The sequence below is a fragment of the Kribbella jiaozuonensis genome (genome assembly GCF_005233875.1).
Taxonomy (GTDB): Bacteria; Actinomycetota; Actinomycetes; order Propionibacteriales; family Kribbellaceae; genus Kribbella; species Kribbella jiaozuonensis.
Window position 1 is genome coordinate 1,160,274 of sequence record NZ_SZPZ01000002.1, and the last position, 26,117, is coordinate 1,186,390.

A 26,117-nucleotide genomic window follows, 5' to 3' on the forward strand; every position below is an offset into this window, starting at 1 on the left:
GTTGCAGTCGGTCGAAGGCACCCAGGCGCACGGTGCCGACGGGTTTCGCTCCCCGGTGGTTATCCACCTCAGCGCGCCAGTCGCGACGCGCTCACCCTATCGCGCGCCGGACGATCTGATCGAACGGTGTCGTCCGCGGCAGCGTGCCGAACACGCCACCCCAGTCGTTGGCCAACCGGGACGCCACGAACGCGTCTGCGACGGCCGGGGTCGAATGCCTGACGAGTAGCGAACCCTGCAGGCAAAGGGCCATCTGGGCGGCCAGCCTGCGGGCGCCGGCTTCGGCGTTCTCGATGTCAGCAAGCGCTTGCAGTACGTCGTTCACCGCGGCGTCGAGCCGTGCGTCGGCCCCTTGCACCGCAGCCATCTCACCCAGCCAGGCCTCGAGCGACTCCGGCCGGCGCAGCGCCCGCAGTACGTCGAGCGCGTTGACGTTGCCCGATCCTTCCCAGATCGAGTTGAGCGGCGACTCGCGGTAGAGCAGCGGGAGGCCCGACTCCTCGACGTACCCGTTCCCGCCGAGACACTCCAGCGCCTCGGCGACCATGAACGGCGTCCGCTTGCATACCCAGAACTTCGCCAATGGCAGCGCAATGCGGCGGAAGGCTGCTTCCTTCGGGTCCGATGAGTCGACAGCGGCGGCGAGACGCATGGCCAGGGCGGTCGCGGCCTCGCTTTCGATCGCCAGGTCGGCCAGTACGTTCTGCATCGCCGGCTTGTCGGCGAGCAACCCACCGAAAGCCGAGCGGTGCTGCGTGTGCCAGATCGCCTCGACGAGGGCTTTCCGTTGCAGCGCCGACGAGCCCAGGACACAGTCGAGCCGGGTGGCGGCGACCATCTCGATGATCGTCCGCACGCCCGCACCTTCATCGCCGAGCCGGTAGCCGATCGTGCCGTGGAACTCGACCTCAGACGACGCGTTCGACCGGTTCCCGAGCTTGTCCTTCAGCCGCTGCAGTGCGAACGGGTTCCGGTTGCCGTCGGCAAGCACCCGCGGTACGACGAAGCAGCTCAGCCCGTCCGGCGCCTGCGCCAGCACCAGGAACACGTCGACCTGCGGCGCCGAGCAGAACCACTTGTGCCCGTTCAGCTGATACTCACCGTCATCGCCCACCGGCGTCGCGGTCGTGAGATTCGCCCGTACGTCGGAGCCGCCCTGCTTCTCGGTCATCCCCATCCCGGCGAGCACACCGCTCTTCGCCGCGACCGGCAACCGGCGTACGTCGTACTCCGTCGACGCCAGCTGCGGGACCCACTCCTTCGCGAGGCGCTCGTCCGCCCGGAGCGCCGGGACCGCGGCGTACGTCATCGAGATCGGGCAACCGTGCCCCGGCTCGACCTGGGACCACAGGTAGAACCCGGCCGCCCGGGTCAGATGCGGCGACGGCCGATCGCTCGTCCACGGCGCGGCCTGCAACCCGAAGCCGACGGCCTGCTCCATCAGCCAGTGCCACGAGGGGTGGAACTCGACCTCGTCGATGCGGTTCCCGTACCGGTCGTGGGTGCGCAGTACGGGCGGGTTCTGGTTCGCCGGGAGGGCCTGTGCGCGGGCCTCCTCGGAGCCCGCCAGCTCGCCGATCCGGCGTAGACCGGGGTCGTCGGCCAGGTCGGCGTACGGACGCAGAGCGTCACCGAGAGCCGCATCCTGGGTGAAGAAGTTCACGCCCCGCAGTGGGGGAGCCTGATTCGTTACCGCGAATGGGTCCGCCATGTCAGTACGGTAAGCGGTATGGCACGTATCGGGGCAGGACCCACTGGTGGGAGCTCCCTCTCATTGGCATGGGTTCGCCGGATCCCCGCGACGACCTGGAGTCTGCTGACGCAGACCGTCGGGGTGTGCTTGCGGTACCGCGTCACGGGGCTCGCGGCCGAGGGGGCGTTCTTCGCGATCCTCTCGCTGCCGCCGCTGATCTTCGGGCTCGCCGGATCGCTCGGTTACATCGCGAGCAAATGGTTCGAGGTCGAGACGATCAACGACATCAAGCAGCAGATCGTCGATCTGGCCGCCCGCGCGCTGACCGACGACTCGATCAAGAGCGTCATCTCGCCGACCCTCGACCAGGTGCTGAACGGCGGCCGGCCGGACGTCATCTCGATCGGTTTCGTGCTGTCGCTGTGGTCCGGCAGCCGCGCGCTGAACGTGTTCGTCGACACGATCACGATCATGTACGGGATGGGCGGCAAGCGCGGCATCGTCCGGACCCGCGCGCTGTCGTTCAGCCTGTACTGCGCGGCGCTGATCATCGGCGTGATCGTTCTGCCGCTGGTGCTGGCCGGTCCGGACGCGGTCCAGGCGCTGCTGCCGCATCGGCTCGACTTCCTGAACCAGCTGTACTGGCCGGTCGTCACGATCCTGTCGGCGGGCTTCTTGAACACCCTGTACCACCTGTCGGTGCCGATCCGGACGCCGTGGGTCTCCGACCTGCCCGGCTCGTTCCTGGCGTTGTCGATCTGGATCCTGGGCAGCTTCGTCCTGCGCTGGGTCCTGCAGAGCACCGTTGGTGGTACGTCGATCTACGGTCCGCTGGCCGCGCCGATCGCCGTACTGATGTGGCTGTACATGACAGCTATCGCAGTACTGATAGGTGCGGCGTTGAATGCCGTGGTGGACCGGCTGTGGCCGCACAAGCAGCATGTCGCCGAGGTGAAGGCTGCCGCCGCCGACGAGGACGAGATCGAGCCGGTGATGAAGGCTGAGCCGGAGCGGCACCACGACCACTCGCTGACGCCGGTTGAGTCGGACGAGCGGCCGGAGGCCGAGGTGGCGCGCAAGATCGAGGAACTCGCCGAGCGACCGCCTGCGCCCGCTGCTGCTGCGGCGCCTGAGGCTCCTGCGGCTCCTGTTGACGAGGAGCCCGCGGCTGAGGAGCCTGAGCGGAAGCCTGCGTCGGTCGGAAAATCCGGTGCGCAGAGTGACACCGACGACCTAGTCTGACCACATCAGAACGGTCCCTGGCTCGGGACCGACCGGACCGGAGGGAGGCAGCCGCCATGAGCTACTACCAGGCCCAACGGCCTGCTGTCTCCGACACTGTCCGTCCGCTGAGCTGAGCTCGCGGCCGGGCCCTCTGAAAGGTTCGCCGCATGTCAGCCACACTCCAGGCCCTGGGACTCGACAGTTCCACGGCCGACTTCTTGCAATCCGTCCCGGAAGAGCTGGTCCCGGGACGCGTCGCCCGGGTCGACAAGGGCCTGGCGACAGTCTTCACCACCGACGGCCCGGTCCGCGCCAGCTGGTCCGGCGCACTGCTCACCGCGATCGCCGCCGACGCACAGGCCGGCCCATGTACGGGGGACTGGGTCGTACTGCGGTTCTGGCCCGACGACCGCATCACCGTCGAGTCGGTGCTGCCACGCCGCACTGCGATCGTCCGGGCGGAGGTCGGCGGGTCGTCGCGCGGGCAGGTGCTCGCCTCGAACGTCGATGTGATCGCCATCGTTGTCGGACTGGTCCCGGAGCCGAACATCGTGCGCATCGAGCGTTTCATGGCGCTGGCGTGGGAGAGCGGCGCACGGCCGGTCGTCGTACTGACGAAATCCGACCTGGTCGGTGACGCCGATTCGGTAGCCGAGGACGTCGCGCTGGCCGCGCCCGGCGCCGACGTACTGGTGTGCAGTGCGACCACTGGCCCGGGGATGGACGACGTACGTGCGCTGGTGGCGGGAGATGCCACTCTGGCATTGCTGGGGTCGAGTGGTGCGGGCAAGTCGTCACTGGTGAACGCACTGGCCGGTGTGGAACTCCTGGACGTGCAGGACATCCGTGAGGACGGCAAGGGCCGTCACACGTCGGTGCGGCGTGAGCTGATCGTGCTGCCCAGCGGAGGGATCGTCATCGACACGCCTGGGCTGCGGGGGATCGGTCTGCAGGAGTCAGGGGAGGGGCTGGCAGCGGCGTTCCCGGACATCACCGCGCTGGCGGAGCGGTGCAAGTTCAAGGACTGCTCGCATGTGATGGAGCCCGACTGTGCTGTGCGAGCAGCTCTGGACGACGGCTCGTTGCCGTACCGGCGCTACGAGAGCTGGGTGAAGCTGCAGCGCGAGGCGGCGTACATGGCACGTCGGGCGGACATCCGGCTGCGCAACGAGATGAAGAAGGAGTGGGTCCGGGCCAGCAAGTCGTACCGTCGCGACCACAAGCCACGACCCTGATGAAAAGATCGTCTGCATGAACCGATCTGTGCTGGTGACAGGAGCATCCCGGGGGATCGGAGCGGCGACGGCCCGCGCCTTCGCCGCCGCAGGCGACCGAGTGGCAGTCCACTACAGCGCCTCAGCCGACGCAGCAGCCCAGGTACTGAAGGAGCTCCCCGGCACAGGCCACGTAATGGTCGAGGCCGATCTCGCTGATCCCTCGGCGATCGAGTCGATGGTCGACGACGCCGCAAGAGCCCTGGGCAGCATCGACGTACTGGTCAACAACGCCGGCCTCTACGTACCCCACCGAATCCGCGAAACGACGTACGCCGAGTGGCAGCAGGCGTGGGCGGAGACGCTCGCGGTGAACCTCGTCGGGCCATCCAACGTCACCTGGTGCGCGGTCCGGCACATGGGCCGCGGCGGGCGGATCGTGAACGTCTCGTCCCGCGGCGCGTTCCGCGGCGAGCCGAACCAGCCGGCGTATGGCGCTTCGAAGGCCGCGATCGTGTCGTTGACCCAGTCGCTTGCTCGAGCCCTGGGCCCCGAAGGCATCGCCGTCACAGCCATTGCCCCTGGCTGGACGGTCACCGATATGGCCGCCGTGAACCTGTCCGGCGACGGCTACGACCGCCGCCGCCTCGAGAGCCCTTTGGAACGAGTAGCCGATCCCTCTGAGGTCGCGGCCGCCATCATGTATCTCGCTTCCGCGGAAGCCGAGTTCGCCACCGGCACCGTCCTGGACTTCAACGGCGCCTCCCACCTCCGCATGTAAAACCATTCGCCGCGCCTCCGTGGACTAGCTACTGTCCACCTCGTGCATCGCATCATCTGCCCGCCGGCCGCCGCTTAGCGGACGGCTTCCCAACGCTCAGGTCGCTCTGACCTGAGCTCCTTCGGCCTGTTCGCAGACGCCCCACCTTCACCGCGAACATCCGGAGCAACCGATGCACTCCCGTCTCTCCACCAGACGTGCCCTCATGTACGTCGTCATCGCCGCCATCGCCTGGGGCACCGGCGGCCCGACCGGCGCACTCCTCACCCAACACGCCGGCCTGACTCCCACAGCGACGTCCTTCTGGCGCCTGGCCACAGCAGCCCTCTGGCTGGCCCTGGCCCGCCGCCTGTCAGGCCGAGGAGCCGCCCGACCGCACTTCACCGCAACCCCACTGCGCCATCTGGTCGGCGGAGCCGGCCTGGCCCTCTGCCAACTCGGCTACTTCATCGCCATCCCTCGAGTAGGCGTAGGCATAGCCACGGTCATAGCGCTCGGCGCCGCCCCCGTCCTCATCACCCTCGCAACGAGAGAACGCTTCACCAAGTCCATCCTCGTCGCCCTGGTCGGCCTCACCCTCCTGACCTTCACCACCGGCCAAGCCAACCTCACAGGCATAGCAGCAGCCCTGGCCTCAGCTACCGGCTACTCAGCAACAACAATCCTCAACCGCCACACCCCAGACCCCCTGACCACCGCATTCATAGGCTTCGTCACAGGCGCAGCCTTCCTACTCCCATTCGCCGCCCTACCGACCACCCCCGCCGGCTGGCTCCTGATCGCCTACTTCGGCCTGATCCCCACGGCCCTCGCTTACACCCTCTTCTACACAGGCCTGAGAGCCCTCAGAGCCTCCACCGCATCCGTAGTAGCCCTACTAGAACCAGTAGTAGCCACCGCAATAGGTGCAGCCCTCTTCCAAGAACACCTGTCAACGATGTCCCTGGTAGGCGGCGTACTGCTCCTGTTGGCCGTAACAACCCAAGCCAGGAGGTGAAGCAGCCGCACAACACGACGAAGGCGACCCGGCCGACGCTTTGCGTCGGTATGGGTCGCCTATCGACTTCGTGGACGATACTGGGATCGAACCAGTGACCTCTTCCGTGTCAGGGAAGCGCGCTACCGCTGCGCCAATCGTCCAGGAAACTCAACACTACTGAAGTTTCGAGGTGGAGACGGGATTCGAACCCGTGTACACGGCTTTGCAGGCCGTTGCCTCGCCTCTCGGCCACTCCACCAAAGAGACGTGCCACAAAGTTTGGGGCGAACCCTCTCCGAGCGGACGACCGGGTTCGAACCGGCGACCTCAACCTTGGCAAGGTTGCGCTCTACCAACTGAGCTACGTCCGCATCACCCCGAGCAGTTTCCCTCGGTGCGAGAGCAGAACAGTAGCGCACTTTCCGCCCGGACAAAAACCGGATTCCACGCCGTGAATCGGTCCCCATCCGTCACTCGAGTCACAGCGAACCTGTCCACTCGACACGCCGTCCGATCAGCCGTTCAAAGACACCAGATCAACCGTTTGCAGGTACTCGGCATCGCCGCGGAGATCGATCGTCGCGACACGCCCGTCGACGACGGTGAAAGAGAACACAACGACCGGTTCGCCGCGCTGCATCCACACCAACCCGGGCATGCCGTCGACCAGCACGAGTTTCGCCGCCTGTGCCCGTCCGGTGAAGGCCCGCGCGACGCGGTCGTGCCCGGTGACGCTCGCCGCCATCCCGCGTTCCGCAGCGGTCGCGTCCGCACGCAGTACGACCTCGGGATCGAGTACTTCGAGCAGCGCCGAGAAGTCCGCGTTGCGCGCGGCGGCCAGGAACGCGCTGACGACTTCCTGCTGCCGAACCACATCCACACTGGTCGGTTCCGGCGTACCGCGAACTCGCCGTCGCGCCCGGCTCGCGATCTGCCGCGCGGCCGCCGGCGACTTGCCGATGATCGGCGCGATGTCCTCGAACGGTACGGCGAACAGATCGTGCAGCACGAATGCCAGCCGCTCGGCCGGCGACAGCGTCTCGAGTACGACGAGCAGCGCGAGACCGACCGAGTCCGCCTGCACCGCCTCGAGCTCGGGATCGGGTACGACGTCGTCCGCGAGCACGGGGGAGTGGTCGCTGACCGGCAGCTCTGGCCGGCCGCGGCGGGTGCGCAACATATCGAGGCAGATCCGCCCGACAACTGTGGTCAACCAGCCGCCGAGGTTGTCGATCGTGGCGGTGTCGCTGCGGCTGAGCCGGATCCAGGTCTCCTGGACCGCGTCCTCGGCCTCCGGCTCAGAGCCTAGGATCCGGTAAGCGACAGCCCGCAGCCGGTCCCGGTTCTGCTCGAACCGTGTCGCCAGCCAGTCGTCCGCATCCATGTCCATCACCATTCCACCTGTCACACCACTCGACCCAGCGCCGTCATCCCGATGACGAAGTACTCGGACCGCATGTGACAGCAGAACGAACAGGAGCCCGCCATGACGGCACCACCCCGCCCGCTGCCGGAGCGCAAGCAGGACATGCTGCGCCGGTTCGCCGAGGACGTCGACGCCTGGGTATCCACGGCGTCGCTCGACGGTACGCCGTACCTGATGCCGCTGTCGTTCCTGTGGACCGCCGACACCCTGCTGCTCTCCACCACCGTCACCAACCCGACCGCCCGCAACCTGCAGGCGAACCCGCAGGTCCAGCTCACCATCGGCGAGTTCCGCGACGTCATCCACATCACCGGCACGGCTGCAATCACCGAGGTCACCGACGTGGAAGGCGAGTCCTTCGCGACCAAGGCCGGCTTCGACCCCCGCCCGCTGGCCAACTACCCGTTCTTCCGGGTCATTCCCACCAAGATCCAAGCCTGGCGAGAGGCCAACGAACTCAAGGACCGCGTCCTCATGAACGACGGCGTCTGGCTCATCTGACTTGACTTCGAGTGCGCTCCAGGAGGAAAGGTGGAGGGCATGTTGTCTCGAACTCTTGGGAACGGACGGAATGTCAGCGCGCTCTGCCTGGGGGCGATGAACTTCGGTACGTCGACGCCGGCTGATACCGCGATCGCGATCCTGGATCGGTTCGTGGAGGCGGGCGGGACGTTCGTCGACACGTCGAACAACTACAACCAGTGGCACGGGCACGGCGGTGACAGTGAGGAGTTGCTGGGCCGCTGGATGCGGGCCCGTGGCAACCGTGACGAGTTGTTCATCGCCACCAAGTGTGGCGCACGGACCACGGTCCCCGGCGATCCCGATGACGCCCACTGGGAAGGTCTCAGCGCGTCTGCCGTAGGCGAGGCGGTCAAGGGCAGTCTCAGTCGGCTGGGCGTCGACCAAATCGATTTGTACTACGCGCATATCGACGACCGCAGTACTCCGCTGGACGAGACCGTCGCCGCGTTCGGGCGACTGGCAGCGGACGGGGTAGTTGACCTGATCGGCTGCAGCAACACCGCCACGTGGCGGCTCGACCGTGCTCGGCAGACCGCGGCTGCCCAGGGTGTAGCGCAGTACTCCGTGATCCAGCAGCACTCGAGCTTCCTCTGGCCGAACCCGCCTGCTCTGCAGGGTGTACGCCGTCACGGCACTCCGCACTACCAGCACGCGGGTGTGGAGCACTTCGACTACCTGTCGGAGCACCCGGACGTGACGCTCGTTGCGTACCAGGCGCTGCTCGGTGGCTCGTACGCGCGTGCGGACCGGCCGTTCCAGCCCCGTTACGCGCATCCGACGGCGTACGTTCGCTATGAGGCTCTTCGCCGGGCGGCCCACGACCTCGGCGTCACCCCGAACCAGGTCGTACTGGCCTGGCTCCTGCACCACAACGTCATTCCGCTGATCGGTGCATCGTCCCTCGAACAGCTGGACGAGGCGTTGGCCGCGGTCGATATCCAGCTCGACGACGACCTGGTGGATCAGCTGGACAACGCCTGATCGCGGATCCGGTAGCGGTAGCGCAGGGGTGACTCGCCGACCTCGCGTTTGAACGCAGTACTGAACGCACTCTCCGACGCGTACCCGAGCTCGGTCGCGAGTGACCCGACGCTGACGTCCGCGTCGCGGAGAGCGCGTTGGGCGAGCATCATCCGCCAGCGGTTGAGGTACGCGCGCGGCGGCATGCCGGCCACGTCGCGGAACCGCTCGGCGAACGACGTACGCGACATCGCCGCCGCGTGCGCCAGCTCGTTCAGTCCCCAGAGCTTGTCGGGCTGCGAGTGCATGAGGGTGAGGGCGGGGCGGAGGCGTTCGTCGGTCAGGACGCGCAACCATCCCGGTGGCAGCTCGGCTTGTTCGACGTACGTCCGGAGTACTTCGAGGAGCACCAGCTGGGCATGTTGCCGGATCGCGAACGCCGAGCCGATGCGGTGGCCGGCGACCTCGTCGAACAGCCGGTGAAGGCTGCCGCGCAGGTTCGCGCCGGTGGTGGGGGAGGCGCGCACGTGCGCAACCGGCGGCAATGCCTCGAGCAGCAGCGTCCGCCCGGCTTCGTTGAGGTCGATCCGGCCACCGAGGATGACGTCGTTCGTGCTCCAGCCCGTGAGCGACAGTCCGGTCTCGACAGGAACGACCTCGCGGACCGGCCCGTCGCCCGTGCCGCCGGAGAGCTCGAGCCGCGCCCGGTTGTTGAGGATCGCGACGTCGCCGGGGAGAAGCTCGATCGGCGCGTCGATCCCGTCCGTGATCAGACCCGCCCGCCCGCTGACCACCGCGATGAACTTGAACGACTCGACCAGCGAAGCGCGTGACACCCATCGTCCGCTCACGTTGAACCCGCCGGACACCAACCCGCGGACCTCGACCAGCTCGAACACCTCGGACAACTGATCCATGCGCTGTACTCTCGCGAAGAAAATCTGGACGGATACTTATTCAGAGTACGCCGCCAGCACCGCAGGCTGGGTGCATGACGAAACAGCACCCCATCGGCACGGGCTTCACCGCCGCCTCGACCGCGGACGACGTACTCGCAGGAATCGACCTGACCGGCAAGAACGCGATCGTCACCGGCGGCCATCGCGGCCTCGGCCTCGAGACCACCCGTGCCCTCAGCAAGGCCGGCGCCTCCGTGACAGTTGCCGTACGCAACCCCTCGAGCGCCGCCGCGGCGTTGGCGGGGATCGATCGCGTCGAGACCAGCGAGCTCGACCTACTGGACCCGAAGTCCATCGACGCGTTCGTCGATCGCTATCTCGCGACCGGCCGCCCGCTCCACATCCTGATCAACAACGCCGGCATCATGGCCGGCCCGCTCGTCCGCGACGCGCGCGGCTACGAGTCGCAGTTCGCGACCAATCACCTCGGTCACTTCCAGTTGACCCTCGGCCTACTTCCGGCCCTCCGAGCGGCTCATGGCGCCCGCGTGGTCAACGTGACGTCCGGGGGTCACCGCCTCTCCGACATCCGTTGGGACGACCCGCAGTTCGCCCACGACTACGATCCGCTCCTCGCGTACGGCCAGTCGAAGACTGCCAACGTCCTGTTCGCGGTGGAGCTCGAACGCCGGTGGTCGCAGTACGGCATCCACGCGTACGCCGTACATCCCGGCATTGTCATCACCACAAACCTCGGCCCGCACCTGGCCGAAGGCGAAACCCGCACGCCTTGGCTGACCACTGAGGATCTGCAGGCGATGGACCTGGTAGATGCCGCCGGCAACCAAATCGTCGACCCTGCGCGAGAGCTCAAGACTCCGTCACAGGGCGCCAGCACAGCCGTCTTCGCCGCGACCAACCCGCAGTTGGAGTCGTACGGCGGCACCTACCTGAAGGACAACGAGATCTCCCTGCTCGACGAGCCCACTCCGATCAACTTCACAGACCACGACGTCCGCTCGTACGTCGTACCGCACGCGCTGGACCCCGAGTCGGCCGATCGCCTGTGGACCCTCAGCGAGGAGCTGATCAAGCACTAAGCCACGGCTTGTGGGGCTGCGGCCGGGCTCCGGTTCCCGTTCCGATCCACGGCGCGGATGCCCATCTGCACGTTGTCCTTGGAGATGTCGAGCGTCACCGTGGTGACGTTCCCGACCGGAATCGCACTGGTCCAATCGGAATCCGTCGTCTCCCGCAACACCACCTCGTACCCGGTCAGGTTCGTTTCCGGGTTGGCGTCCCAGGAAAGCGTGGTGAGGTTGGTGCCGGACAGGGTGCCCGGGGGCGTCGTGTGGATCTGGGCGTTCTTGGGAGTGCCGGGCGACGTGGCAAGCCCCCACAAGGCCGCCGCGTTCACCCGCGTCACCCGAGCGATGTAGTCGAAGTCCACGAAGTCGATCAGGTCGCCGAACTGCACGCCGTCGACCACCTGGACGTTCTGGTGCTCGTGGTTGAAGTTCTCCCGCGGCTCGGTGAACCTGGCGGCGGGATAGCCCAGGCTCTGGAACGAGACGTGGTCGCTGGAGCGCAGGAACCGGTCGCGCCGCCAGACCAGCCGGATGTCCATGCCGGTCAGGCTCTTCGGCGCGACCGAGTGAACGAAGCGACCGAGTTGACGGGCCTTCCCGTCGTTCTCCCCGCCGGCCGACTGCAACAGCGAGATCTGGGCAGCCGTCACGTTGGTCGGGATGCCCTCCAGGAACATCCGCACCGTGAACGGGTCAGGCTTGTGCCCGTCGAACGACCTGCTCGCCCCGATGATGTCGTTGCTGAACATCCCCTGTACGTCGTTGCCCGCGCCCGCCATCTGCTGCGCCATGAAGGAGGAGCCGTACAGCCCTTGTTCCTCACCGGTGACCGTGGCGAAGACGATTGTCCCGGGGAACTGATGCGTCGCGAACACCCGAGCCAGCTCGAGTACACACGCGACCCCGGACCCGTCGTCATCGGCACCCGGCGCGTCGCTGGTGAAGTCCATAACGTCGGTCACCCGTGAGTCAAGGTGACCAGTGACGACATAGAACCGCTCGGGCGAGGCGGTCCCCTTCAATGTGGCGATGACGTTGGTGATCTGGGTCGGTACCGGGATCCGGCTGGAGACCGGCTGGATGAACGACTGCCGCGCCACCGTCATCTTCCCGCCCGAAGTCGCAGCAATAGCGTCCATCTGCTGCCCGACCCACACCGTCGCCGCCCCGATACCGCGCGCCGGATCCGTCTGGCTGGACAAGGTATGCCGAGTCCCGAACTCGGTCAGCCGCTGAATCGTCGCGCCGATCCGCTTCGGATCCACGTTCCGCAACAACTTCCGCAACTCACCATCGAACTTCGCTGCCTCCAGCCCAACTGAACTTGCACCGGCCGCTTCGGCCGAGCCTCCAACCAGCGCGGCGCCAACAGCGCCGGCAGCCACAGCCCCCGAGCCGGCCAGGAACACCCGGCGGCTGGAGCGCGACGAGGAGTCCGAAGAGTCCGAAGACGAGGATCGAGACGAACGGGAGCCAGACATGGCGCCTCCTGAGTGAGCGGACGGTATACGCCTCGCCCTCACTCTGGCACCGACCACCCACCCCGTCAGCCGCTCGCGAAAGAGGTTTTCCCTACCCTTTCTGCTCGTCAGACCCGAGGCGACGCACCGGATAGCGCAGGTGAAGGACCCGGTTGCCCTGAATGACCTCGTCGGGATCCTCCAAGAGGTGCTGCGCGTCGACCGACCCGAAGTAGCGCTTGCCGGACCCGAGCACGACAGGTACGACGTCCATGCGCACCTCGTCGACCAGACCGGCGGCCAGCACCTGGCCACCGACGTCGCCGGCGGCGACCTCGACGATGCGGTCACCCGCAAGCTCCTGTGCCTTTGCCACGGCAGCCTCGACACCCTCGACGAAGTGGAACGGCGCCTCGGGGTCCCAGCCCTCGGGTGCCGGCCGGTGCGTCACGACGACCACGTGGTCGATCCCGGCCGGAGGCTTGCCGTCCCAGCCGTCGGTGATGTCGAAGACGTGGCGGCCGACGACTGTTGTCCCGATCTGGTCCCAGTACGGCCGGGTGTAGTCGTAGGACACCTGCGACACCTTCACGATGCCGCTGTCGTCCAATGCGACGTCACCGCTGGACAACCAGTCGAACAGCGGTCCGGGCTGGTCGTTCTCGTCCGCGACGAAGCCGTCCACCGACACCGAGCTGTACATGACCACCTTGCCCACGGGGCTCTCCTTTGCTTCGGGGTGCCCTCAAATTAGCGTGTCGTGAGCTGTCGTTCTTGTAAGAAATCAATCGGCCGGCAGCGGCCACCCCTCCAGCGCGTGGCCGGGATGTTCGCGCAGGAACCGCCGCCGTACTTCGACGTACCGGGTCGGCGTGAGCCCGGTGAACGTACGGAACTCGTGGCCGAAGTGGGCCTGGTCGAAGTAGCCGGCGCCACCGGCCAGTTCACCCCAGTCGACCGGACCGGCGGGATCGATCGACAACACGGTGGCGGCGAAGCGGCAGGTCCGGGCCAGCCGCTTCGGCGTGACGCCGATGAGCTCCTTGAACCGCTGTGCCAGATGGGTGCTGCTGACACCGGCTGCCGCGCTCAGGTCGCCGATCGCCACCGCCCCGCCGGTCGCCCAGATGAGACTGCTCGTTTGGCTGACCAGCCCCAGGCCGGCGGTCTCGGACAGCCGTCGCATCAGCTCGTCCTCGAGCAGCGTCAGCATCTCGTCCGGTCCGTCCGCCGCGGCCAGCCGGTCTCGCAGCTCGGCAACGGCTGCCCGGCCCCATACCTGCTCGATCGTCACCGGCCGGTCACACAGCTCGGCCGCCGGCATCGGCAGGAACGGCGCCAGTCCCCACGCCTTTACGTGGACGCCGACGGACCGTGTCGGAACCGGGTAGCCGAACTCGAACGCACGCGTGGGCATGGTGACCACGCACCCGTCGACGTACTCGGCCGTCTCGATGTCCGCGCCGGCACGGATGCGGAACGGCGCCCCGAGATTGACGATGAGCAACGCCCCCGGCATCGGCGGCAACGTGAGCCGGGCGTACGGCGGCACACCCTCCAGGTAGTAAAGGTCGTCGATCAGCCCGTCCAGCGGCGCCCGCGGCACTCTCGACACGTACTCCATCCCCACAGCATCCCGTACCCAGTGCCGGTGGCCCATACAAAAGGCCGGTCCCATGGGGACCGGCCTGAGTTAATTCCGGGTGGGCGATACTGGGTTCGAACCAGTGACCTCTTCGGTGTGAACGAAGCGCGCTACCACTGCGCCAATCGCCCGGATGATGGTGCTGGTGTTTCTTGTGGGGTGGTGCGGGTGAAACCTTAGCGCATCATTGCAGCGACGATCTAATCGGGCCGGGCTACTCTTGCTGCAGGACGGAGATCCCGTCGCGTTGGAGACGTGATTGTGACTTTCTCGCACGACACCGAGCAGGCGCTCGGGACGCTGGTCCGGCTCGTCAACACCATGCCCGGACCGAACAGCCAGGTCGACTCGCTGGAGACACTCGAGGAACTGGAGAAGTTCGTCCAGGAGCGGGAGTTCAGCGCGGTCGACACGTTGACGGAGAAGGACCTGGCCGAGGTTCGCGATCTGCGGCCGTTGTTCGCGCCGGTGTTCACCACGGATTCCGACGCGTCCGCGGCAACGATGATCAACGCGATCATCGCCCGCGGTACGTCGACTCCGCGGCTCACCAACCACGACGGGCACCCGTGGCACATCCACTACTCCCGCGCCGGCGCGTCGCTGGCGTGCCGGATCACGGTGGAGTGCGGGATCGCGCTTGCCCAGGTGATCTCCGCCGGCGAACGCGAACGCCTCCGCCGCTGCGAGGCGCCGGATTGCGACGACGCCCTCATCGACCTGTCGCGGAACCGTTCCAAGCGGTACTGCGACGCCCGCACCTGCGGCAACCGGTTGCATGTGGCCGCCTACCGCGAGCGCCGCAAGGCATCCGGCGAGTGACGAACTGAGTTGGGGAGGATCTGCGAAGATCCTCCCCAACGTCGTCAGGGGTTGGGTTCGTCGGCCGAGCGGTCGGCGAAGATCTTCGCCACCTGCGCCGTGATCGTGCCCGGGGCGGTCAGCTCGCGGTCGTCGACGCGGTGGATGCCCTGGATGTCGCGAGTCGTGGATGTGAGGAAGATCTCCTCGGCCTCGAAGAGCTGCTCGAGCGGTACGTCGCGCTCGACGCCGCCGAACCATTCGAGGACCAGGCCGCGCGTGACGCCCGCCAGCGCGCCGGACTCCAGTGTCGGCGTGACGAGCTCACCGTCGTACACGCAGAAGATGTTCGAACCGGTGCCCTCGGCAAGGTTGCCGATCGTGTTGGCGAAGATCGCTTCGCTGCCGCCGCGTTGCTTCGCGTAGGCGAGCGCGCGGACGTTCTCGGCGTACGACGTGGTCTTCAGGCCGGCGACCGCGCTGCGCTCGTTGCGGATCCACGGGACCGTGACGATCGCGGAGGTGGCGGACGGGCGCTTGATCTCCTGCGTCGCGACCAGGATCGTCGGCCCGGACGTACCGCGATCGGACGACAACGGTGAGACACCACCCGTGTACGTGATCCGCAGCCGCCCGAACGGCATCCCGGGCTCGACCACGGCCTCGATACCGGCCTCGATCGCCGCGAGATCCGGCGTCGGCAGGCCGAGCCCGACCGCGGACCGAACGAGTCGCTCGAGATGCCGTCGTACGGCGAACGGGCGGCCGTTCTCGATCTTGATCGTCTCGAAGACGCCGTCACCGGTGGTCAGCCCGTGGTCGAGCGGCGACACGGTCGCCTCGTCGTCCAGCAAGGCGCCGTTGAGCCAGATACGCATGTGGTGCTCCTTCCGCGCAACACCTTAGTGCGCAGGGGATCCGGTACTGCGAGGTGACCGGCCGATGACGATACGTCGACCTGCCGGCGGACCCCGATTTTTGAAGTCGGCCCGGGATGGGCTAATGTTCTTTTCGCGCCGGGGGACACTCGAACCCGGTCGCACTGCGGACGTAGCTCAGTTGGTAGAGCGCAACCTTGCCAAGGTTGAGGTCGCCGGTTCGAACCCGGTCGTCCGCTCGGAGAGGGTTCGGCGGGCCTACTTCTCAGTGCCAGCTTTCTCAATGCCAGCTTACTCAGTGGTGGAGTGGCCGAGAGGCGAGGCAACGGCCTGCAAAGCCGTGTACACGGGTTCGAATCCCGTCTCCACCTCGAGAACCTCAGGTCAAACTGGGGATTTTTCGGACGATTGGCGCAGCGGTAGCGCGCTTCCCTGACACGGAAGAGGTCACTGGTTCGATCCCAGTATCGTCCACGAAGGCGATGGGCGAGGTGTGTCGCGCAGTTCCTGCGCTGACCGCCTCGCCTTCGTCGTGTTGTGCGGCTGCGCTTCGCTTGCCGCGAGCGGGGGCTTCGCCACCCGCACCCCCTTGCGCCTTCGCTTCGCTCGGCTCCGTGGCTGGGTTGGGTGGGTCGCTCACCGGCCTGGGGTGGGTTGCCGGTCGCTCGCCGGCTTTGGGTTGGGTTCGGCAGTTCGCTCACCGCTTGGGTTGGGTTGGGCGGTTGCTCACCTGCTTGGGTTGCGTTTCGGGCGGTTGGTCTGTGGTTGTGTTCGATGGGCGTCTAACTGATGTACGGTGATGGTCGAACATAATGGGAGGGGTGGCGTGATGCGGGCTTTGTTGCAGGGGTCGTGGGGTGGGGCGGCTGATATGCGGCTGGTGGATGTTGGGGTGCCGGGGGTGGGGGATGGGGAAGTGTTGGTGCGGGTGGGGGCTGCGGGGGTGAACTTTGCTGATGTGATGCGGGCTCGGGGGACTTATGACGGTGGGCCGGTGGCGCCGTATTTGGCTGGGTTTGAGGCTGCTGGGGAGGTTGTTGCCGTTGGGCGTGGGGTGAGCGGCGTGGGGGTGGGGGATCACGTTGTGGGGACGGGGGATGGGGCGTTTGCGGAGTACATGGTGATGGGGGATTTTGTGCCTGTGCCGGTGGGGTGGCGGGATGAGGAGGCGCTGGGGTTGGTGTTGAACTGGGCGACGGCGCTTGGTGCGCTTCGGTCGCTGGGGCGGGTGAAGGCTGGTGACACGGTGTTGATCAATGCGGCTGCTGGTGGTGTTGGGCAGGCTGCGGTGCGGATCGCGAAGTACTACGGGGCGACGGTTATTGCGTCGGCGTCTGCTTCCAAGCACGACGTGGTGCGGGGGCTTGGTGCGGATCGGGTGGTCGAGACCGCGGATCTGGCAGCGGTGGCCTCGGGGAGTGTCGATGTTGTACTGGAGTCGGTGGGTGGTGAAACGTTCCGTCGGAGTGTGGAGTTGGCTTGTCGGGTGACGGGGAAGGTCATCGTGATCGGGCTTGCTGCGGGGGAGGCCTCGATCAGTAACTGGGAGTTGAACTTCAGGCACCCGGTGCAGGTGATCGGGCATCACCTCACCACGTTCATCCAGCAGGCGCCGGAGCTGTTTGCCGACGTGATGGCTGAGCTGGGCAGGCTGATCGACGCGGGTGTGTATCCGCCTGGCACACCGACCGTCTACGACCTGGCTGATGGGCCGAAGGTGCTTGCCGAGCTTGAGGCCGGCGTGACGGTGGGCAAGCTTGCGCTCAGGCCGTGACGGATTGCGCGACGCGGAAGCCCAGGTCCTCGATCGCGAACGTCGGGTGCGATCGGCGGCGGACGGTCGAGCCGACGGAGCGTTCGGGGTCGTCGAAGCCGCCGCCGCGGAAGATGCGGTACGGGCCGTAGGTGTCGGGGTCGTACAGATCCCAGCACCACTCCCAGACGTTCCCGAGCATGTCGTGCAGGCCCCACGCGTTGGCCGCCTTCTCGCCGACGGGATGCGCATGCCCGCCGGAGTTCTCGGCGTACCAGGCGATCTCGTCCAGCTCTCCATAGCGGTACGCCGGTGTGCCCGCCGTACACGCCCATTGCCACTCGGCCTCGGTCGGCAGGCGATACCCGGGAGAGGTCCAATCGCAGCTGACAGCTGAGCCGGAGATCTCGTAGGCGACGGGCAGTCCGGCATCTACCGACATTTGGTTGCATAGGGCAACGGCATCGTGCCAGCTGATACCTGTGAGCGGTACGTCGTTCACTGTCACGGGATAACGCGCCAGCCGGAACGCGGGCAGGTTGACGTGCCAGCGGCGGCCCAGGCGGTCGTCCCGAAGGAAGATGACGCCGGCCGGAACCTCAACCAGCATCAGTAGAACCGGCGGAGCTTCGGCCACAGGGTGGACCACGGCTGTGCGGGTGACTCGCAGATGAACAGGGTGGCGCCGTCCTCGTCGTTCGAGACGATCGAGTCGATTGCTCCGACCTGCCTGCAGTCGCGGAACTCCGGCGTCGGCACGATGCCGACGAGGAGGACGGGGCCGGTGTTCGTGTCCGGCGGGCGTTCCCAGTCGGCGAAGCTCATGTGGCCGGAGTACGCCGTGGGCAGGCCGTGCGACGGCCCGTACCGTCGAAGCGCGCCGGCCTCGCCGTAGTTGCCGGTGAAGATCGTTGCCGTCGACCGCTCCGCGGGCGGGATCTGTCCCCACGCGGTTGCGACCGAGGCGGTGAAGGCGGGCCAGCCGATCTGTTCGCCTTGCTCCTTGTTGACCGGGATGACGAAGTCGGCAGCTGATGCGGGCAGGAGCGGCAACGTGAAGAGGGCCGAGGTCAATGCCGTGAGCACCAGACCGATGACGGCCTGGATCCGATGCCGGTCGACCCATCGCAGCGTCGGCTCGGCCCCGGCGGCGACGAGGACGAGCAGGAGCGGCAACGCGTAGTACGACTTCCCGCCCGCGATCAGGACTGCCACACAGAGGACGGGATAGGCCAGCACGATCGAGCGAGCCCATTGAAGGTGCCGCCACAGCCGAAGGAATCCGGCGATCCAGATCGGTACCAGGAACGGTGACAGCTGCAGGATCTGCAGCGGGATGAACATGATCCGGTTCTCGGTGCCGTCGTCCTCACTGATCCCGCCGGCCACGGTGAGCTGGGGCCAGCCGTGCTGGAACTGCCACAGCACGTTCGGCAGCGCGACCACCCCGGCCACGGCGACGCCCGCGAGCAGCCACCACGAACGCAGTACGCTGCGCGGTCCGACGATCAGGAGGGAGACGAGCAGCGCGCCGACCGGAAGCACCACGAGGTACTTGTTCTCCAAGGCGATCCCGGCCGTCAGCCCGAGCGCCAGCCACCAGCGGCCGTCGCGCGTGCGCAGCAGCTTCACCGCGAACAGCGCGATCAGCATCCAGGCAAGCAGGTCGTACGTCGCCGTCGACACCATGTGCCCGACGCCGAGCACGAACCCGGACACGGCAGCGCAGATCGCGGCCAGCACCTGTCCGCGCCGAGCGCTGCCGAACTCGCGCGCGAGGAGCGCGATGACGATGATCGTCGCGACGCTGCTCAGCGTCGACAGTACCCGCAGACCCATCACGGTGTCGCCGAAGATCGTCGTCGAGATGCGCGCGATCAAAGGCGTCAGCGGCGGCTGGTCGATGTACCCCCAGCTGAGGTGCCGACCGGCGACCATGAAGTACAGCTCGTCGCGGTGGTAGCCGTACCGCCCCGAGAGCGCAGTCAGCACAACACCAACGAGCAACGCCACGCCAACCACCGGTCGCGCGGCGAAAGGGTGGACCGGAGGGCGACTCATGGCGGCATGTTGTCAGTCGGAGGGGGTCCCCGCTACCAATTCAGGATCGACTCCGCGATTCAGCAGCAGCACCCGTCCGGCGAGGGTCTCGTCCTCGACGAAACGGATCACGCCATCGGTCACTGCCTCGAGCGGCACCAACGCCGGCCCACGCTCGTCCACCGGCAGCGCATCACGCTCACGTACGCCGCGTTCGGTCGCCACCCAGTCCGGTACGACGCAGTTCACCCGCACGCCTTCGAGTGGCGCCAGCGTCGTCGTCAGCCGGATCAGAGCTGCCTTGGCCGCGCTGTACTCCGGTGACACGTGCGGCCCGAATCCCAACCCAGCAGTCGATCCCACGTTCACCACGACGCCGCCACCAGCCGCCCGCATACCCGGCAGAGCAAGCTGAGTCGTCAGCATCGGTGCCCGGAGATTCACCAGGAGCGAGTCGGTCCACCGCTCGACCGACGCCTCCGGGAAGCACGGTCTGAGCACGGCGCCACCGCCCGCGTTGTTGACGAGGATCTGCGGTTGGCATGCCATCAGCTCGGCGACCGCGTCGTCGTCCCGCATGTCCACCTGCACGAACCGCGCCGACGGCCCGATCAGCTCCGCCGTACGCTCGCCACCAGAAGCGTCGATGTCCGCGACCACCACCGACGCGCCCGCCGCGGCGAGGCGTTGGGCGATCGCGCGGCCGATGCCGACCGCGGCTCCGGTAACTATTGCGACCTTCCCGGTGATGTCCATGCCCGAAGGCTGCCACCGCCCACCGACAGTCCGGGATGATTGGATATGTCAACCAGACAACGGGCGAGGGGACACGCAGGTGGCACTGCTGTACGAGCGGATCTGCGCTCACGTCCTGGAGCAGCTCCGGCGCGGCGCTCTGAGGCCGGGGGACCGGGTGCCGTCGGAGATGGAGCTCGCGGCCCAGTTCGGGGTCAGCCGGATCACCTCCAAGCGCGCCCTGGAGGTACTGCGTGAGGCCGGTCTGGTCGAGCGGATCCGCGGCAAGGGCACCTTCGTCGTACGGCGACTGCCCGACCTCACCGATCTGACCGTCCCGCTGCGTCCGACCCCGCGGCGGGAGGCCCGTTCGATCGCGCTCATCGTCCCGGACATGTCCGAGGCGTACGGGCTCGACCTGCTCAACGCGATCGAGGAGCGCTGCGCGGAGTACAACGCCCACCTCGTCGTACGGCGTACCCATGGGCGCCAGTCCGACGAGGAGAAGGCGGTCGACTCGCTCGTAGCCACCGTAGACGGCCTGATCGTGTTCCCGGTGCACGGCGACTTCTACAACGCCAGCCTGCTCCGGCAGGTCCTCGACGGGTTCCCCGTGGTCCTCGTGGATCGGCATCTGGCCGGCATCCCGGTGGCCGCCGTACACACGGACAATGTGGCAGCTGCCAGGGCGCTCACCACCCGTCTGCTCGACCAGGGCCATGAACACATTGCTTTCGTGTCACCACCGCCCGTGAACACCTCCTCCATCGAGGACCGTCTGGACGGCTTTCGCGCGGCGTTCACCGGCCGCGGGCACGCGTACGAACTGACCGACCTCCGCAGCACGCTGCCCGGTTCGACGACGACTGAAAGCGTGCGCGCGGATCTGGACGTGATCCGCGCGTTCCGCGACCGCATGCCTCAGGTGACGGCGTACTTCGCCTGCGAGTACAACCTGGCCCGCATGGTCGACCGGATCCTGGGCGACCGGGTCGTCGCGTGTTTCGACTCGCCAGGGGACTCCATCGGCGGACCGCCGTACCTGCATATCCGGCAGAACCAGACCGAGATGGGACGTCGTGCCGTCGACCTCCTGCTCGCCCAGCTCCGCGGCGAAGAGGTGCCGAACCTGTCGCTGGTCCCGTTCGAGATCGTCGAGGCAGCACCTGACTTTCGGCAGTAGGGCGTCGTTCGCGCGACTGTGTAGCGTCTACGGCATGAAGTGGCGGCGCCTGGGGGACGTGGGTCTGTGGGCCGCGCTGAGCTTCCTCGTGCTCGCCGAGAGCGGCGCACGGCAGGATCCGTACTGGTTCCGGGCGGCCTGCATCGCCGTACTGGCGTTTGCCGTCTACGGCCGGCGCAGGTGGCCGCTCGCGGCGTTGGCCGTGGTGGCGTGGACAGAGATCGTCATCCTGGCGTTGGCGCTCGGTACGACGAACGGCATCCAGATCGCGCTCGTACCGGCGATCAGCCTGCTGAGCTACCTGGCCGGGCGGCGCGAGACACAGCTCAAGCACTTCGTCCTGCTGTGCAGCTGGTCGCTGCTCGGGATGCTCATCCTCGCTCTGACCGTACGCCGGGGTGCGCAGGCCACCGAAGCGGTTCTGACCTGGCTGTTGATGCTCCTGCTGGCTCTGCTGCTCGTCGCACTGCCCTGGTTGATCGGGCGGTACCGCGCGCAGCAGGCGTTGCTGGCGACGGCCGGCTGGGAGCGGGCCGAGCGGATCGAGCGCGAGCAGCAGATGGAGATCGACCAGGAGCGGCTGCGCGAACGGTCGCGGATCGCCGAGGACATGCACGACTCGGTCGGCCACGAGCTCAGCCTGATCGCCCTGCGCGCTGCGGCGCTCGAGCTCGACCCATCGCTGCCGGAGGAGCACCGGCGGGCCGCGGGGGAGTTGCGGGAGTCAGCAGCCACTGCGACGGAGCGGCTGGGCGAGATCGTCGGCGTACTGCGTGACCAGGACGCACCGACGATGCCGCACGACGAAACCGTGCAGGCATTGGTGGAGCGCGCTGCAGCTTCCGGACTGGCGGTCCAGCTGACCGAGGACGTCGACGGCGAGCTGGCGCCGATGGTGGACCGCGCAGTGCACCGCGTGGTCCAGGAATCGTTGACGAACGCGAGCAAGCACGCACCCGGCGCATCCGTGACAGTAAGCGTCAGCACACAAGAGCAGGACGTACGCGTGCAGGTCGTAGACACCGGACCCGTCAGACCGGTGGCCGCACCGTCCGGCGGGCGAGGACTGGACGGTCTGCGGGAGCGAGTCCGCCTTGCCGGTGGATCGCTGACGGCCGGTCCGCAAGCAGGTGGGTTTGCAGTCACTGCGACCATGCCCCGAGCCGGCGGCCGACCGGAGCCGCCGACAGCTGCGGTCGAGCGAGCCACGGTCCGACGGAGTGCACAGCGCGGACTGATCACCGCCATTGCCGCACCGCTGCTGCTCGGTGCAGTAGTAGGTGCGGTTGCCCTTGGCTACTACCTCGTCGCGGGTTACAGCGCGATCCTGCGACCCGCGCAGTACGACGAACTCTCCATCGGCCAGTCCGAGGCTGATGTGGCGAAGGTCCTGCCGCGGATGCAGATGATCGACGCGCCGATCGAGGGATACGACCCACCTGCTGGGTGGAGCTGCCAGTACTACCGGCCGGCGGCTCCGTTCTCCAGCAACTACGTCTACCGCCTGTGCTTCGCCGACGGCGCACTGGTCGCCAAAGCAGTCGTCCAGAGCGGCTCGGTCGCACCAACCCCGGAGGCCAACGGATGATCAGGGTGATGCTCGCCGACGACGAGGCGATGGTGCGGGCCGGAGTCCGTGCGATCCTCGGGACCGACGACGAGATCGAGGTAGTTGCCGAGGCAGCCGACGGCGTCGAGGCCGTCGACGCGGTACGCCGTCATCGGCCGGACGTCGCCGTACTGGACATCCGGATGCCACGGATGGACGGACTGGCTGCGGGCGCAGAGATCCGGAAGACCGTGCCGGAGACTGCCGTCGTCATCCTCACGACCTTCTCGGAAGATGCCTACATCGCCCGTGCACTCGGCGACGGAGCGAGTGGGTTCCTGCTGAAGTCGGGGGACCCCCGCGAGCTCATCGCCGGACTGAAGGCCGTGGCCGACGGCGCTGCCTACCTGTCTCCCAAGGTCGCGCAGCGGGTGATCGCCGAGCTGAGCGCCGGGTCCGGTGGAGGCGCGATGGCGCGGGCGGCGGCTGCCAAGGAGCAGGTCGCCGTACTGAGTCCGCGGGAGCTCGACGTACTCGGACTGGTCGGTGCGGGGCTGTCGAACGCCGAGATCGCGGCTCGGCTGTACCTGGTCGAGGGGACGGTGAAGGCCTATGTCAGCGCAGTACTGCTGCGGCTCGGTGTGAAGAACCGGGTGCAGGCTGCGATCGTGGCCCACGAGGCCGGACTGGTCACCTCCTGACCTCGGTCACGTGAACGCTCCGGGTGGTGACGTTGTGAGGACACCGGGTCATGGGATAGTGGTGCCTCCCGGAGCCCTCACCCTCCGGACCACCCAGCAGCCTCCAGGGGCCACCGCCCCCTCACAGAATCGGGGATCCAGGTCGTGACCGACTCGCACAACTCCGGACAGCACAAGGACCGGGAAGCGGCGGCGGCCGAGGTCCGGAGAATGTGGCAGCCGACCCCCTCCTGGACCCAGCCGGACCCTAACGACACCGAGACGGCCGAGGAGAAGGACGAGCAGCAGCCCGACGCTCTGTCCCAGGAGTTCCCTGCCGACACGTGGTCCACACCGGCCGCCGACGAGCCCGTCGACCAGCCCGCGCCATGGACACAGCCGACACAGCCGGCACAGCCGACCCCGCCGGCCCCGTCCTGGACGCAGCCGGTCGCCGAGTCCGCCGCGGCGTCGTGGACGCAGCCGGAGGAGTTCGACGAGGAGCCTGTCCACGAGTCGCCGGCAACCGACGCGACCGAGCAGTCCGCCGAGAGCCCGGAGCAGTCCCCGGCAGGCCCGAACAGCCCGGTCTTCGGCGGTTCCTCCTTCCACGGTTCGGGTTCCGGGGCGCCTGGGCAGCCCCAGCCCGGTCAGCCGGCTCAGCCTGCGCCGCAGCGTGGTCCGGGTGGTCAGGGTGGTCAGGGTGGTCAGCCGCTGTCCCCGGCGGCGCAGCACTTCTTCCCGCAGGGCATCCCCGGCCAGCAGCCCCAGCAGCCGCCGCAGAACCTCTCGTTCCGCACGGACGACCTGATCCAGGCCCTGCCGCTGCCGCGGGAGGCTCCGGCCGAGCGTGGTGTCCGCAGCATGCTGAAGCTGCGTCCGGGCAGCTCGGAGCGCTCCGAGCGGATTGCGCGTGCGACCGCCGCGACGGCGTTCCGGCGTCCGGTGACGATCGTCGTGGCCAACCCGAAGGGCGGCTCCGGCAAGACGCCGACCACGCTCCTTTTGTCCGGTGCGCTCGGCCAGGCCCGTGGCGGCGGTGTGGTCGCGTGGGACAACAACGAGCTGCGCGGCAACATGCACCTGCGCACCCACGACACGAACTCCCGGTCCACCGTGACCGACATGCTGCAGGCGATGCCGATGCTGACCCAGCCGGACGCCCGGCTCGGCGACGTCGCGGCGTACCTGCGGCACCAGGTGTCGGGTCAGTACGACGTGCTGACGTCGGCGACCACGACGTACGCGCAGATCGAGGCGAACGACTTCGACCTGATCCACCGGTTGCTAAGCCGGTTCTACAAGGTGCTCGTGATCGACACCGGGAACAACGAGGGCTCCAGCAACTGGCGTGAGGCGATGAAGGCGGCCGACGCCCTCGTCATCCCGATCAAGTGGAAGAGCCTGTCCTGCGCCGCTGCCGTGCAGATGCTCGAGGAGCTCGACAACCAGGGTCCCGAGGCGCAGCGGCTGATCCGCCGGGCCGTGATCGCGGTGTCGAACGGCCCCGGCGACGTCAACAAGGAGGTCGAGAAGCAGCTCCGCCCGTACTTCGAGTCGCGCGCAGCTGCAGTCATCGACATCCCGACCGACATGCACATCGCGGCCGAAGGCCCGATGGACCACTCCGCCCTGCAGCCGGCCACCCGCCGCGCTGCGCTCGAGCTCGCGGCCCGGGTATCGGAACAGGTGACGATCGCGCTCAACGCTCCGCGCTGAGCACAGCAATACTCAACCCGCCGAGGCGGTCCGGATCGGCAACCACGTCGTACGACGTGATCCGGTCCGCCTCGCTGGTGAAGGTGATGGCGAGGAAGAGCTTGCCCCCTGGCGCGAGCACGACGCCGACCTCGCCGTTGACCAGGGCGAGTTCGGCCAGCTGAGACCGGCCTGACAGGGCCGCAGTACCTTCGGCGACCGCGCGTGCTCCACGCAGTTCGGCGGCCATGCCGGGCGCCAGTGCTGCGGTGTCGACCCGGCGGACGACATCCGGGTCCAGCACGTCCAGGATCGCTGGTAGGTCACCGGCTCGAGCAGCGTCGAGGAATGCCGACACCACGCGGCGCTGCCTGGCCAGCTCAGCAGCCGGTACCGCTGGCGTGCCCTGCACCTTCTGCCGAGCCCGGCTGGCCAGCTTCTTCGTCGCGACCGGGTTCCGCTCGACGAGCGGTGCGATCTGCGCGAACGGTACGGCGAACATGTCGTGCAGCACGAACGCGATCCGCTCCGCCGGCTCCAACGTGTCCAGTACGACGAGCAGCGCCCGGCTGACCGAGTCCGCGACCAGTGCCTCGTCCTCGGGCGTACGGCGTACCGCTGGCAACTGCTCCAACTCGTCGGGATCCTCCGGCGGGGCCTTGCGGCCGCGCAGCATGTCCAAGCAGATCCGTGTCACCACAGTGCGGAGCCAGCCGCCCAGATTGTCGATGCCGTCCGTGCGGTCGAGCCGGATCCAGGCCTCCTGCACCGCGTCCTCGGCCTCACTGTGCGAGCCCAGCAGCCGGTACGCCACTGCCTCCAGCTTGCCGCGCTCCGCCTCGAAGGCCTCGGTCAGCCCGTCCACCTGGTCACCTTTCCGCGCCACCCGCCGTCACCCAGTCTGAC

At 67.6% G+C, this 26,117-nt stretch carries 24 protein-coding genes, 7 tRNA genes and 1 riboswitch; of the genes, 16 read left to right on the top strand and 15 right to left on the bottom strand.

The window, feature by feature from the left end:
- Positions 1-12: 12 nt before the first annotated feature.
- Positions 13-94: riboswitch (ZMP/ZTP riboswitch) on the bottom strand.
- Positions 92-1,711: an acyl-CoA dehydrogenase family protein gene (locus FDA38_RS17100; RefSeq protein ID WP_137255004.1), complete on the bottom strand. Its 1,620-nt coding sequence runs from the start codon at positions 1,709-1,711 to the stop codon at positions 92-94. (Overlaps the previous riboswitch by 3 nt.)
- Positions 1,712-1,729: 18 nt before the next feature.
- Here FDA38_RS17100 and FDA38_RS17105 point away from each other — a divergent pair, with 18 nt between their 5' ends.
- The 4 genes from FDA38_RS17105 to FDA38_RS17120 all read left to right on the top strand — a co-directional run bounded on the left by FDA38_RS17105 (position 1,730) and on the right by FDA38_RS17120 (position 5,909).
- Complete coding sequence (locus tag FDA38_RS17105) at positions 1,730-2,935, top strand: YihY/virulence factor BrkB family protein (RefSeq protein ID WP_137255005.1); 1,206 nt, start codon at positions 1,730-1,732, stop codon at positions 2,933-2,935.
- A gap of 149 nt (positions 2,936-3,084) precedes the next feature.
- Positions 3,085-4,152 (top strand): ribosome small subunit-dependent GTPase A, encoded by a 1,068-nt coding sequence (gene rsgA, locus FDA38_RS17110; protein WP_137255006.1) that lies wholly within the window; start codon positions 3,085-3,087, stop codon positions 4,150-4,152.
- Between the two features lie 16 nt (positions 4,153-4,168).
- On the top strand, positions 4,169-4,912 hold the full coding sequence (locus FDA38_RS17115; RefSeq protein WP_137255007.1) for an SDR family NAD(P)-dependent oxidoreductase: 744 nt from the start codon (positions 4,169-4,171) through the stop codon (positions 4,910-4,912).
- Between the two features lie 205 nt (positions 4,913-5,117).
- The gene (locus FDA38_RS17120; RefSeq protein WP_202877702.1) at positions 5,118-5,909 is read left to right on the top strand and encodes a DMT family transporter; all 792 of its coding nucleotides are present in this window, start codon (positions 5,118-5,120) and stop codon (positions 5,907-5,909) included.
- A 71-nt stretch (positions 5,910-5,980) separates the two neighbouring features.
- Here FDA38_RS17120 and FDA38_RS17125 read toward each other — a convergent pair.
- The 4 genes from FDA38_RS17125 to FDA38_RS17140 form a co-directional block, all read right to left on the bottom strand.
- Positions 5,981-6,052 (bottom strand) — tRNA-Val (locus FDA38_RS17125).
- A 27-nt stretch (positions 6,053-6,079) separates the two neighbouring features.
- Positions 6,080-6,150: transfer RNA gene (locus tag FDA38_RS17130), tRNA-Cys, on the bottom strand.
- 39 nt (positions 6,151-6,189) lie between these two features.
- Positions 6,190-6,262: transfer RNA gene (locus FDA38_RS17135), tRNA-Gly, on the bottom strand.
- Between the two features lie 143 nt (positions 6,263-6,405).
- Entirely contained in the window at positions 6,406-7,281 is an 876-nt protein-coding gene (locus tag FDA38_RS17140) for a sigma-70 family RNA polymerase sigma factor (RefSeq protein ID WP_325053087.1), read from the bottom strand.
- A gap of 96 nt (positions 7,282-7,377) precedes the next feature.
- On the opposite strand from FDA38_RS17140, the gene FDA38_RS17145 reads away from it, so the two are divergent.
- Entirely contained in the window at positions 7,378-7,818 is a 441-nt protein-coding gene (locus tag FDA38_RS17145; RefSeq protein ID WP_137255009.1) for a pyridoxamine 5'-phosphate oxidase family protein, read from the top strand.
- A gap of 39 nt (positions 7,819-7,857) precedes the next feature.
- Positions 7,858-8,823 carry an aldo/keto reductase gene (locus FDA38_RS17150; protein ID WP_137255010.1) on the top strand — a complete coding sequence of 322 codons (966 nt, stop codon included), beginning with the start codon at positions 7,858-7,860 and terminating at the stop codon, positions 8,821-8,823.
- Here FDA38_RS17150 and FDA38_RS17155 read toward each other — a convergent pair.
- The gene (locus tag FDA38_RS17155; RefSeq protein ID WP_137255011.1) at positions 8,805-9,719 is read right to left on the bottom strand and encodes an AraC family transcriptional regulator; all 915 of its coding nucleotides are present in this window, start codon (positions 9,717-9,719) and stop codon (positions 8,805-8,807) included. The two genes, FDA38_RS17150 and FDA38_RS17155, sit on opposite strands and share 19 nt — an antisense overlap.
- A 74-nt stretch (positions 9,720-9,793) precedes the next feature.
- Between FDA38_RS17155 and FDA38_RS17160 the strand changes: the two genes are divergently transcribed.
- Positions 9,794-10,801: an SDR family NAD(P)-dependent oxidoreductase gene (locus tag FDA38_RS17160; RefSeq protein ID WP_137255012.1), complete on the top strand. Its 1,008-nt coding sequence runs from the start codon at positions 9,794-9,796 to the stop codon at positions 10,799-10,801.
- Here the strand turns inward: FDA38_RS17160 and FDA38_RS17165 are convergent.
- The 4 genes from FDA38_RS17165 to FDA38_RS17180 form a co-directional block, all read right to left on the bottom strand.
- Positions 10,798-12,075 carry a M20/M25/M40 family metallo-hydrolase gene (locus FDA38_RS17165; RefSeq protein WP_202877703.1) on the bottom strand — a complete coding sequence of 426 codons (1,278 nt, stop codon included), beginning with the start codon at positions 12,073-12,075 and terminating at the stop codon, positions 10,798-10,800. The two genes, FDA38_RS17160 and FDA38_RS17165, sit on opposite strands and share 4 nt — an antisense overlap.
- Before the next feature lie 286 nt (positions 12,076-12,361).
- The gene (locus FDA38_RS17170) at positions 12,362-12,967 is read right to left on the bottom strand and encodes a dihydrofolate reductase family protein (protein ID WP_137255014.1); all 606 of its coding nucleotides are present in this window, start codon (positions 12,965-12,967) and stop codon (positions 12,362-12,364) included.
- A 66-nt stretch (positions 12,968-13,033) separates the two neighbouring features.
- A complete protein-coding gene (locus FDA38_RS17175) occupies positions 13,034-13,873 on the bottom strand; it encodes a helix-turn-helix domain-containing protein (protein WP_137255015.1) in 840 nt (279 codons plus the stop codon).
- An 80-nt stretch (positions 13,874-13,953) separates the two neighbouring features.
- Positions 13,954-14,025: transfer RNA gene (locus FDA38_RS17180), tRNA-Val, on the bottom strand.
- Between the two features lie 130 nt (positions 14,026-14,155).
- On the opposite strand from FDA38_RS17180, the gene FDA38_RS17185 reads away from it, so the two are divergent.
- Positions 14,156-14,716 (top strand): CGNR zinc finger domain-containing protein, encoded by a 561-nt coding sequence (locus tag FDA38_RS17185; RefSeq protein ID WP_137255016.1) that lies wholly within the window; start codon positions 14,156-14,158, stop codon positions 14,714-14,716.
- A gap of 44 nt (positions 14,717-14,760) precedes the next feature.
- On the opposite strand, the gene FDA38_RS17190 is transcribed toward FDA38_RS17185, so the two are convergent.
- On the bottom strand, positions 14,761-15,573 hold the full coding sequence (locus FDA38_RS17190) for an aminotransferase class IV (protein WP_137255017.1): 813 nt from the start codon (positions 15,571-15,573) through the stop codon (positions 14,761-14,763).
- A gap of 166 nt (positions 15,574-15,739) precedes the next feature.
- On the opposite strand from FDA38_RS17190, the gene FDA38_RS17195 reads away from it, so the two are divergent.
- From FDA38_RS17195 to FDA38_RS17210, 4 genes are all read left to right on the top strand, one after another.
- A tRNA-Gly gene (locus tag FDA38_RS17195) sits at positions 15,740-15,812 on the top strand.
- A gap of 61 nt (positions 15,813-15,873) precedes the next feature.
- Positions 15,874-15,944, top strand: a tRNA-Cys gene (locus FDA38_RS17200).
- A 31-nt stretch (positions 15,945-15,975) separates the two neighbouring features.
- Positions 15,976-16,047, top strand: a tRNA-Val gene (locus FDA38_RS17205).
- A gap of 397 nt (positions 16,048-16,444) precedes the next feature.
- On the top strand, positions 16,445-17,347 hold the full coding sequence (locus FDA38_RS17210) for a zinc-binding dehydrogenase (RefSeq protein WP_267901750.1): 903 nt from the start codon (positions 16,445-16,447) through the stop codon (positions 17,345-17,347).
- Here the strand turns inward: FDA38_RS17210 and FDA38_RS17215 are convergent.
- From FDA38_RS17215 to FDA38_RS17225, 3 genes are read right to left on the bottom strand one after another with little or no spacing between them, the layout of a single operon-like run.
- Positions 17,337-17,936: a formylglycine-generating enzyme family protein gene (locus tag FDA38_RS17215; RefSeq protein WP_137255018.1), complete on the bottom strand. Its 600-nt coding sequence runs from the start codon at positions 17,934-17,936 to the stop codon at positions 17,337-17,339. The two genes, FDA38_RS17210 and FDA38_RS17215, sit on opposite strands and share 11 nt — an antisense overlap.
- Positions 17,936-19,387 carry an ArnT family glycosyltransferase gene (locus FDA38_RS17220; protein ID WP_137255019.1) on the bottom strand — a complete coding sequence of 484 codons (1,452 nt, stop codon included), beginning with the start codon at positions 19,385-19,387 and terminating at the stop codon, positions 17,936-17,938. The genes FDA38_RS17215 and FDA38_RS17220 overlap by 1 nt, the downstream gene beginning before the upstream one ends.
- 12 nt (positions 19,388-19,399) lie before the next feature.
- Positions 19,400-20,122, bottom strand: coding sequence for an SDR family NAD(P)-dependent oxidoreductase (locus FDA38_RS17225; protein WP_137255020.1), 723 nt, complete (start codon positions 20,120-20,122; stop codon positions 19,400-19,402).
- Positions 20,123-20,201: 79 nt separating this feature from the next.
- Here FDA38_RS17225 and FDA38_RS17230 point away from each other — a divergent pair, with 79 nt between their 5' ends.
- The 4 genes from FDA38_RS17230 to FDA38_RS17245 all read left to right on the top strand — a co-directional run bounded on the left by FDA38_RS17230 (position 20,202) and on the right by FDA38_RS17245 (position 25,232).
- Positions 20,202-21,284, top strand: a complete 1,083-nt coding sequence (locus FDA38_RS17230; protein ID WP_137255021.1) for a GntR family transcriptional regulator — start codon at positions 20,202-20,204, stop codon at positions 21,282-21,284.
- Between the two features lie 34 nt (positions 21,285-21,318).
- Complete coding sequence (locus FDA38_RS17235) at positions 21,319-22,872, top strand: sensor histidine kinase (RefSeq protein ID WP_137255022.1); 1,554 nt, start codon at positions 21,319-21,321, stop codon at positions 22,870-22,872.
- Positions 22,869-23,534 carry a response regulator transcription factor gene (locus tag FDA38_RS17240; RefSeq protein ID WP_137255023.1) on the top strand — a complete coding sequence of 222 codons (666 nt, stop codon included), beginning with the start codon at positions 22,869-22,871 and terminating at the stop codon, positions 23,532-23,534. Before FDA38_RS17235 ends, FDA38_RS17240 begins: the two co-directional genes overlap by 4 nt.
- A 144-nt stretch (positions 23,535-23,678) precedes the next feature.
- A complete protein-coding gene (locus FDA38_RS17245) occupies positions 23,679-25,232 on the top strand; it encodes a MinD/ParA family ATP-binding protein (protein WP_137255024.1) in 1,554 nt (517 codons plus the stop codon).
- On the opposite strand, the gene FDA38_RS17250 is transcribed toward FDA38_RS17245, so the two are convergent.
- A complete protein-coding gene (locus tag FDA38_RS17250) occupies positions 25,216-26,097 on the bottom strand; it encodes a sigma-70 family RNA polymerase sigma factor (protein WP_137255025.1) in 882 nt (293 codons plus the stop codon). The genes FDA38_RS17245 and FDA38_RS17250 overlap by 17 nt on opposite strands.
- Between the last annotated feature and the right edge of the window lie 20 nt (positions 26,098-26,117).

Bases quoted from the DNA above. Each gene is read 5' to 3' on its own strand.
- FDA38_RS17100 (WP_137255004.1), bottom strand. From the start codon at position 1,711: ATGGCGGACCCATTCGCGGTAACGAATCAGGCTCCCCCACTGCGGGGC.
- FDA38_RS17105 (WP_137255005.1), top strand. From the start codon at position 1,730: ATGGCACGTATCGGGGCAGGACCCACTGGTGGGAGCTCCCTCTCATTG.
- rsgA (WP_137255006.1), top strand. From the start codon at position 3,085: ATGTCAGCCACACTCCAGGCCCTGGGACTCGACAGTTCCACGGCCGAC.
- FDA38_RS17115 (WP_137255007.1), top strand. From the start codon at position 4,169: ATGAACCGATCTGTGCTGGTGACAGGAGCATCCCGGGGGATCGGAGCG.
- FDA38_RS17120 (WP_202877702.1), top strand. From the start codon at position 5,118: ATGTACGTCGTCATCGCCGCCATCGCCTGGGGCACCGGCGGCCCGACC.
- FDA38_RS17140 (WP_325053087.1), bottom strand. From the start codon at position 7,281: ATGGACATGGATGCGGACGACTGGCTGGCGACACGGTTCGAGCAGAAC.
- FDA38_RS17145 (WP_137255009.1), top strand. From the start codon at position 7,378: ATGACGGCACCACCCCGCCCGCTGCCGGAGCGCAAGCAGGACATGCTG.
- FDA38_RS17150 (WP_137255010.1), top strand. From the start codon at position 7,858: ATGTTGTCTCGAACTCTTGGGAACGGACGGAATGTCAGCGCGCTCTGC.
- FDA38_RS17155 (WP_137255011.1), bottom strand. From the start codon at position 9,719: ATGGATCAGTTGTCCGAGGTGTTCGAGCTGGTCGAGGTCCGCGGGTTG.
- FDA38_RS17160 (WP_137255012.1), top strand. From the start codon at position 9,794: ATGACGAAACAGCACCCCATCGGCACGGGCTTCACCGCCGCCTCGACC.
- FDA38_RS17175 (WP_137255015.1), bottom strand. From the start codon at position 13,873: ATGGAGTACGTGTCGAGAGTGCCGCGGGCGCCGCTGGACGGGCTGATC.
- FDA38_RS17190 (WP_137255017.1), bottom strand. From the start codon at position 15,573: ATGCGTATCTGGCTCAACGGCGCCTTGCTGGACGACGAGGCGACCGTG.
- FDA38_RS17210 (WP_267901750.1), top strand. From the start codon at position 16,445: ATGCGGCTGGTGGATGTTGGGGTGCCGGGGGTGGGGGATGGGGAAGTG.
- FDA38_RS17215 (WP_137255018.1), bottom strand. From the start codon at position 17,936: ATGCTGGTTGAGGTTCCGGCCGGCGTCATCTTCCTTCGGGACGACCGC.
- FDA38_RS17220 (WP_137255019.1), bottom strand. From the start codon at position 19,387: ATGAGTCGCCCTCCGGTCCACCCTTTCGCCGCGCGACCGGTGGTTGGC.
- FDA38_RS17225 (WP_137255020.1), bottom strand. From the start codon at position 20,122: ATGGACATCACCGGGAAGGTCGCAATAGTTACCGGAGCCGCGGTCGGC.
- FDA38_RS17235 (WP_137255022.1), top strand. From the start codon at position 21,319: ATGAAGTGGCGGCGCCTGGGGGACGTGGGTCTGTGGGCCGCGCTGAGC.
- FDA38_RS17240 (WP_137255023.1), top strand. From the start codon at position 22,869: ATGATCAGGGTGATGCTCGCCGACGACGAGGCGATGGTGCGGGCCGGA.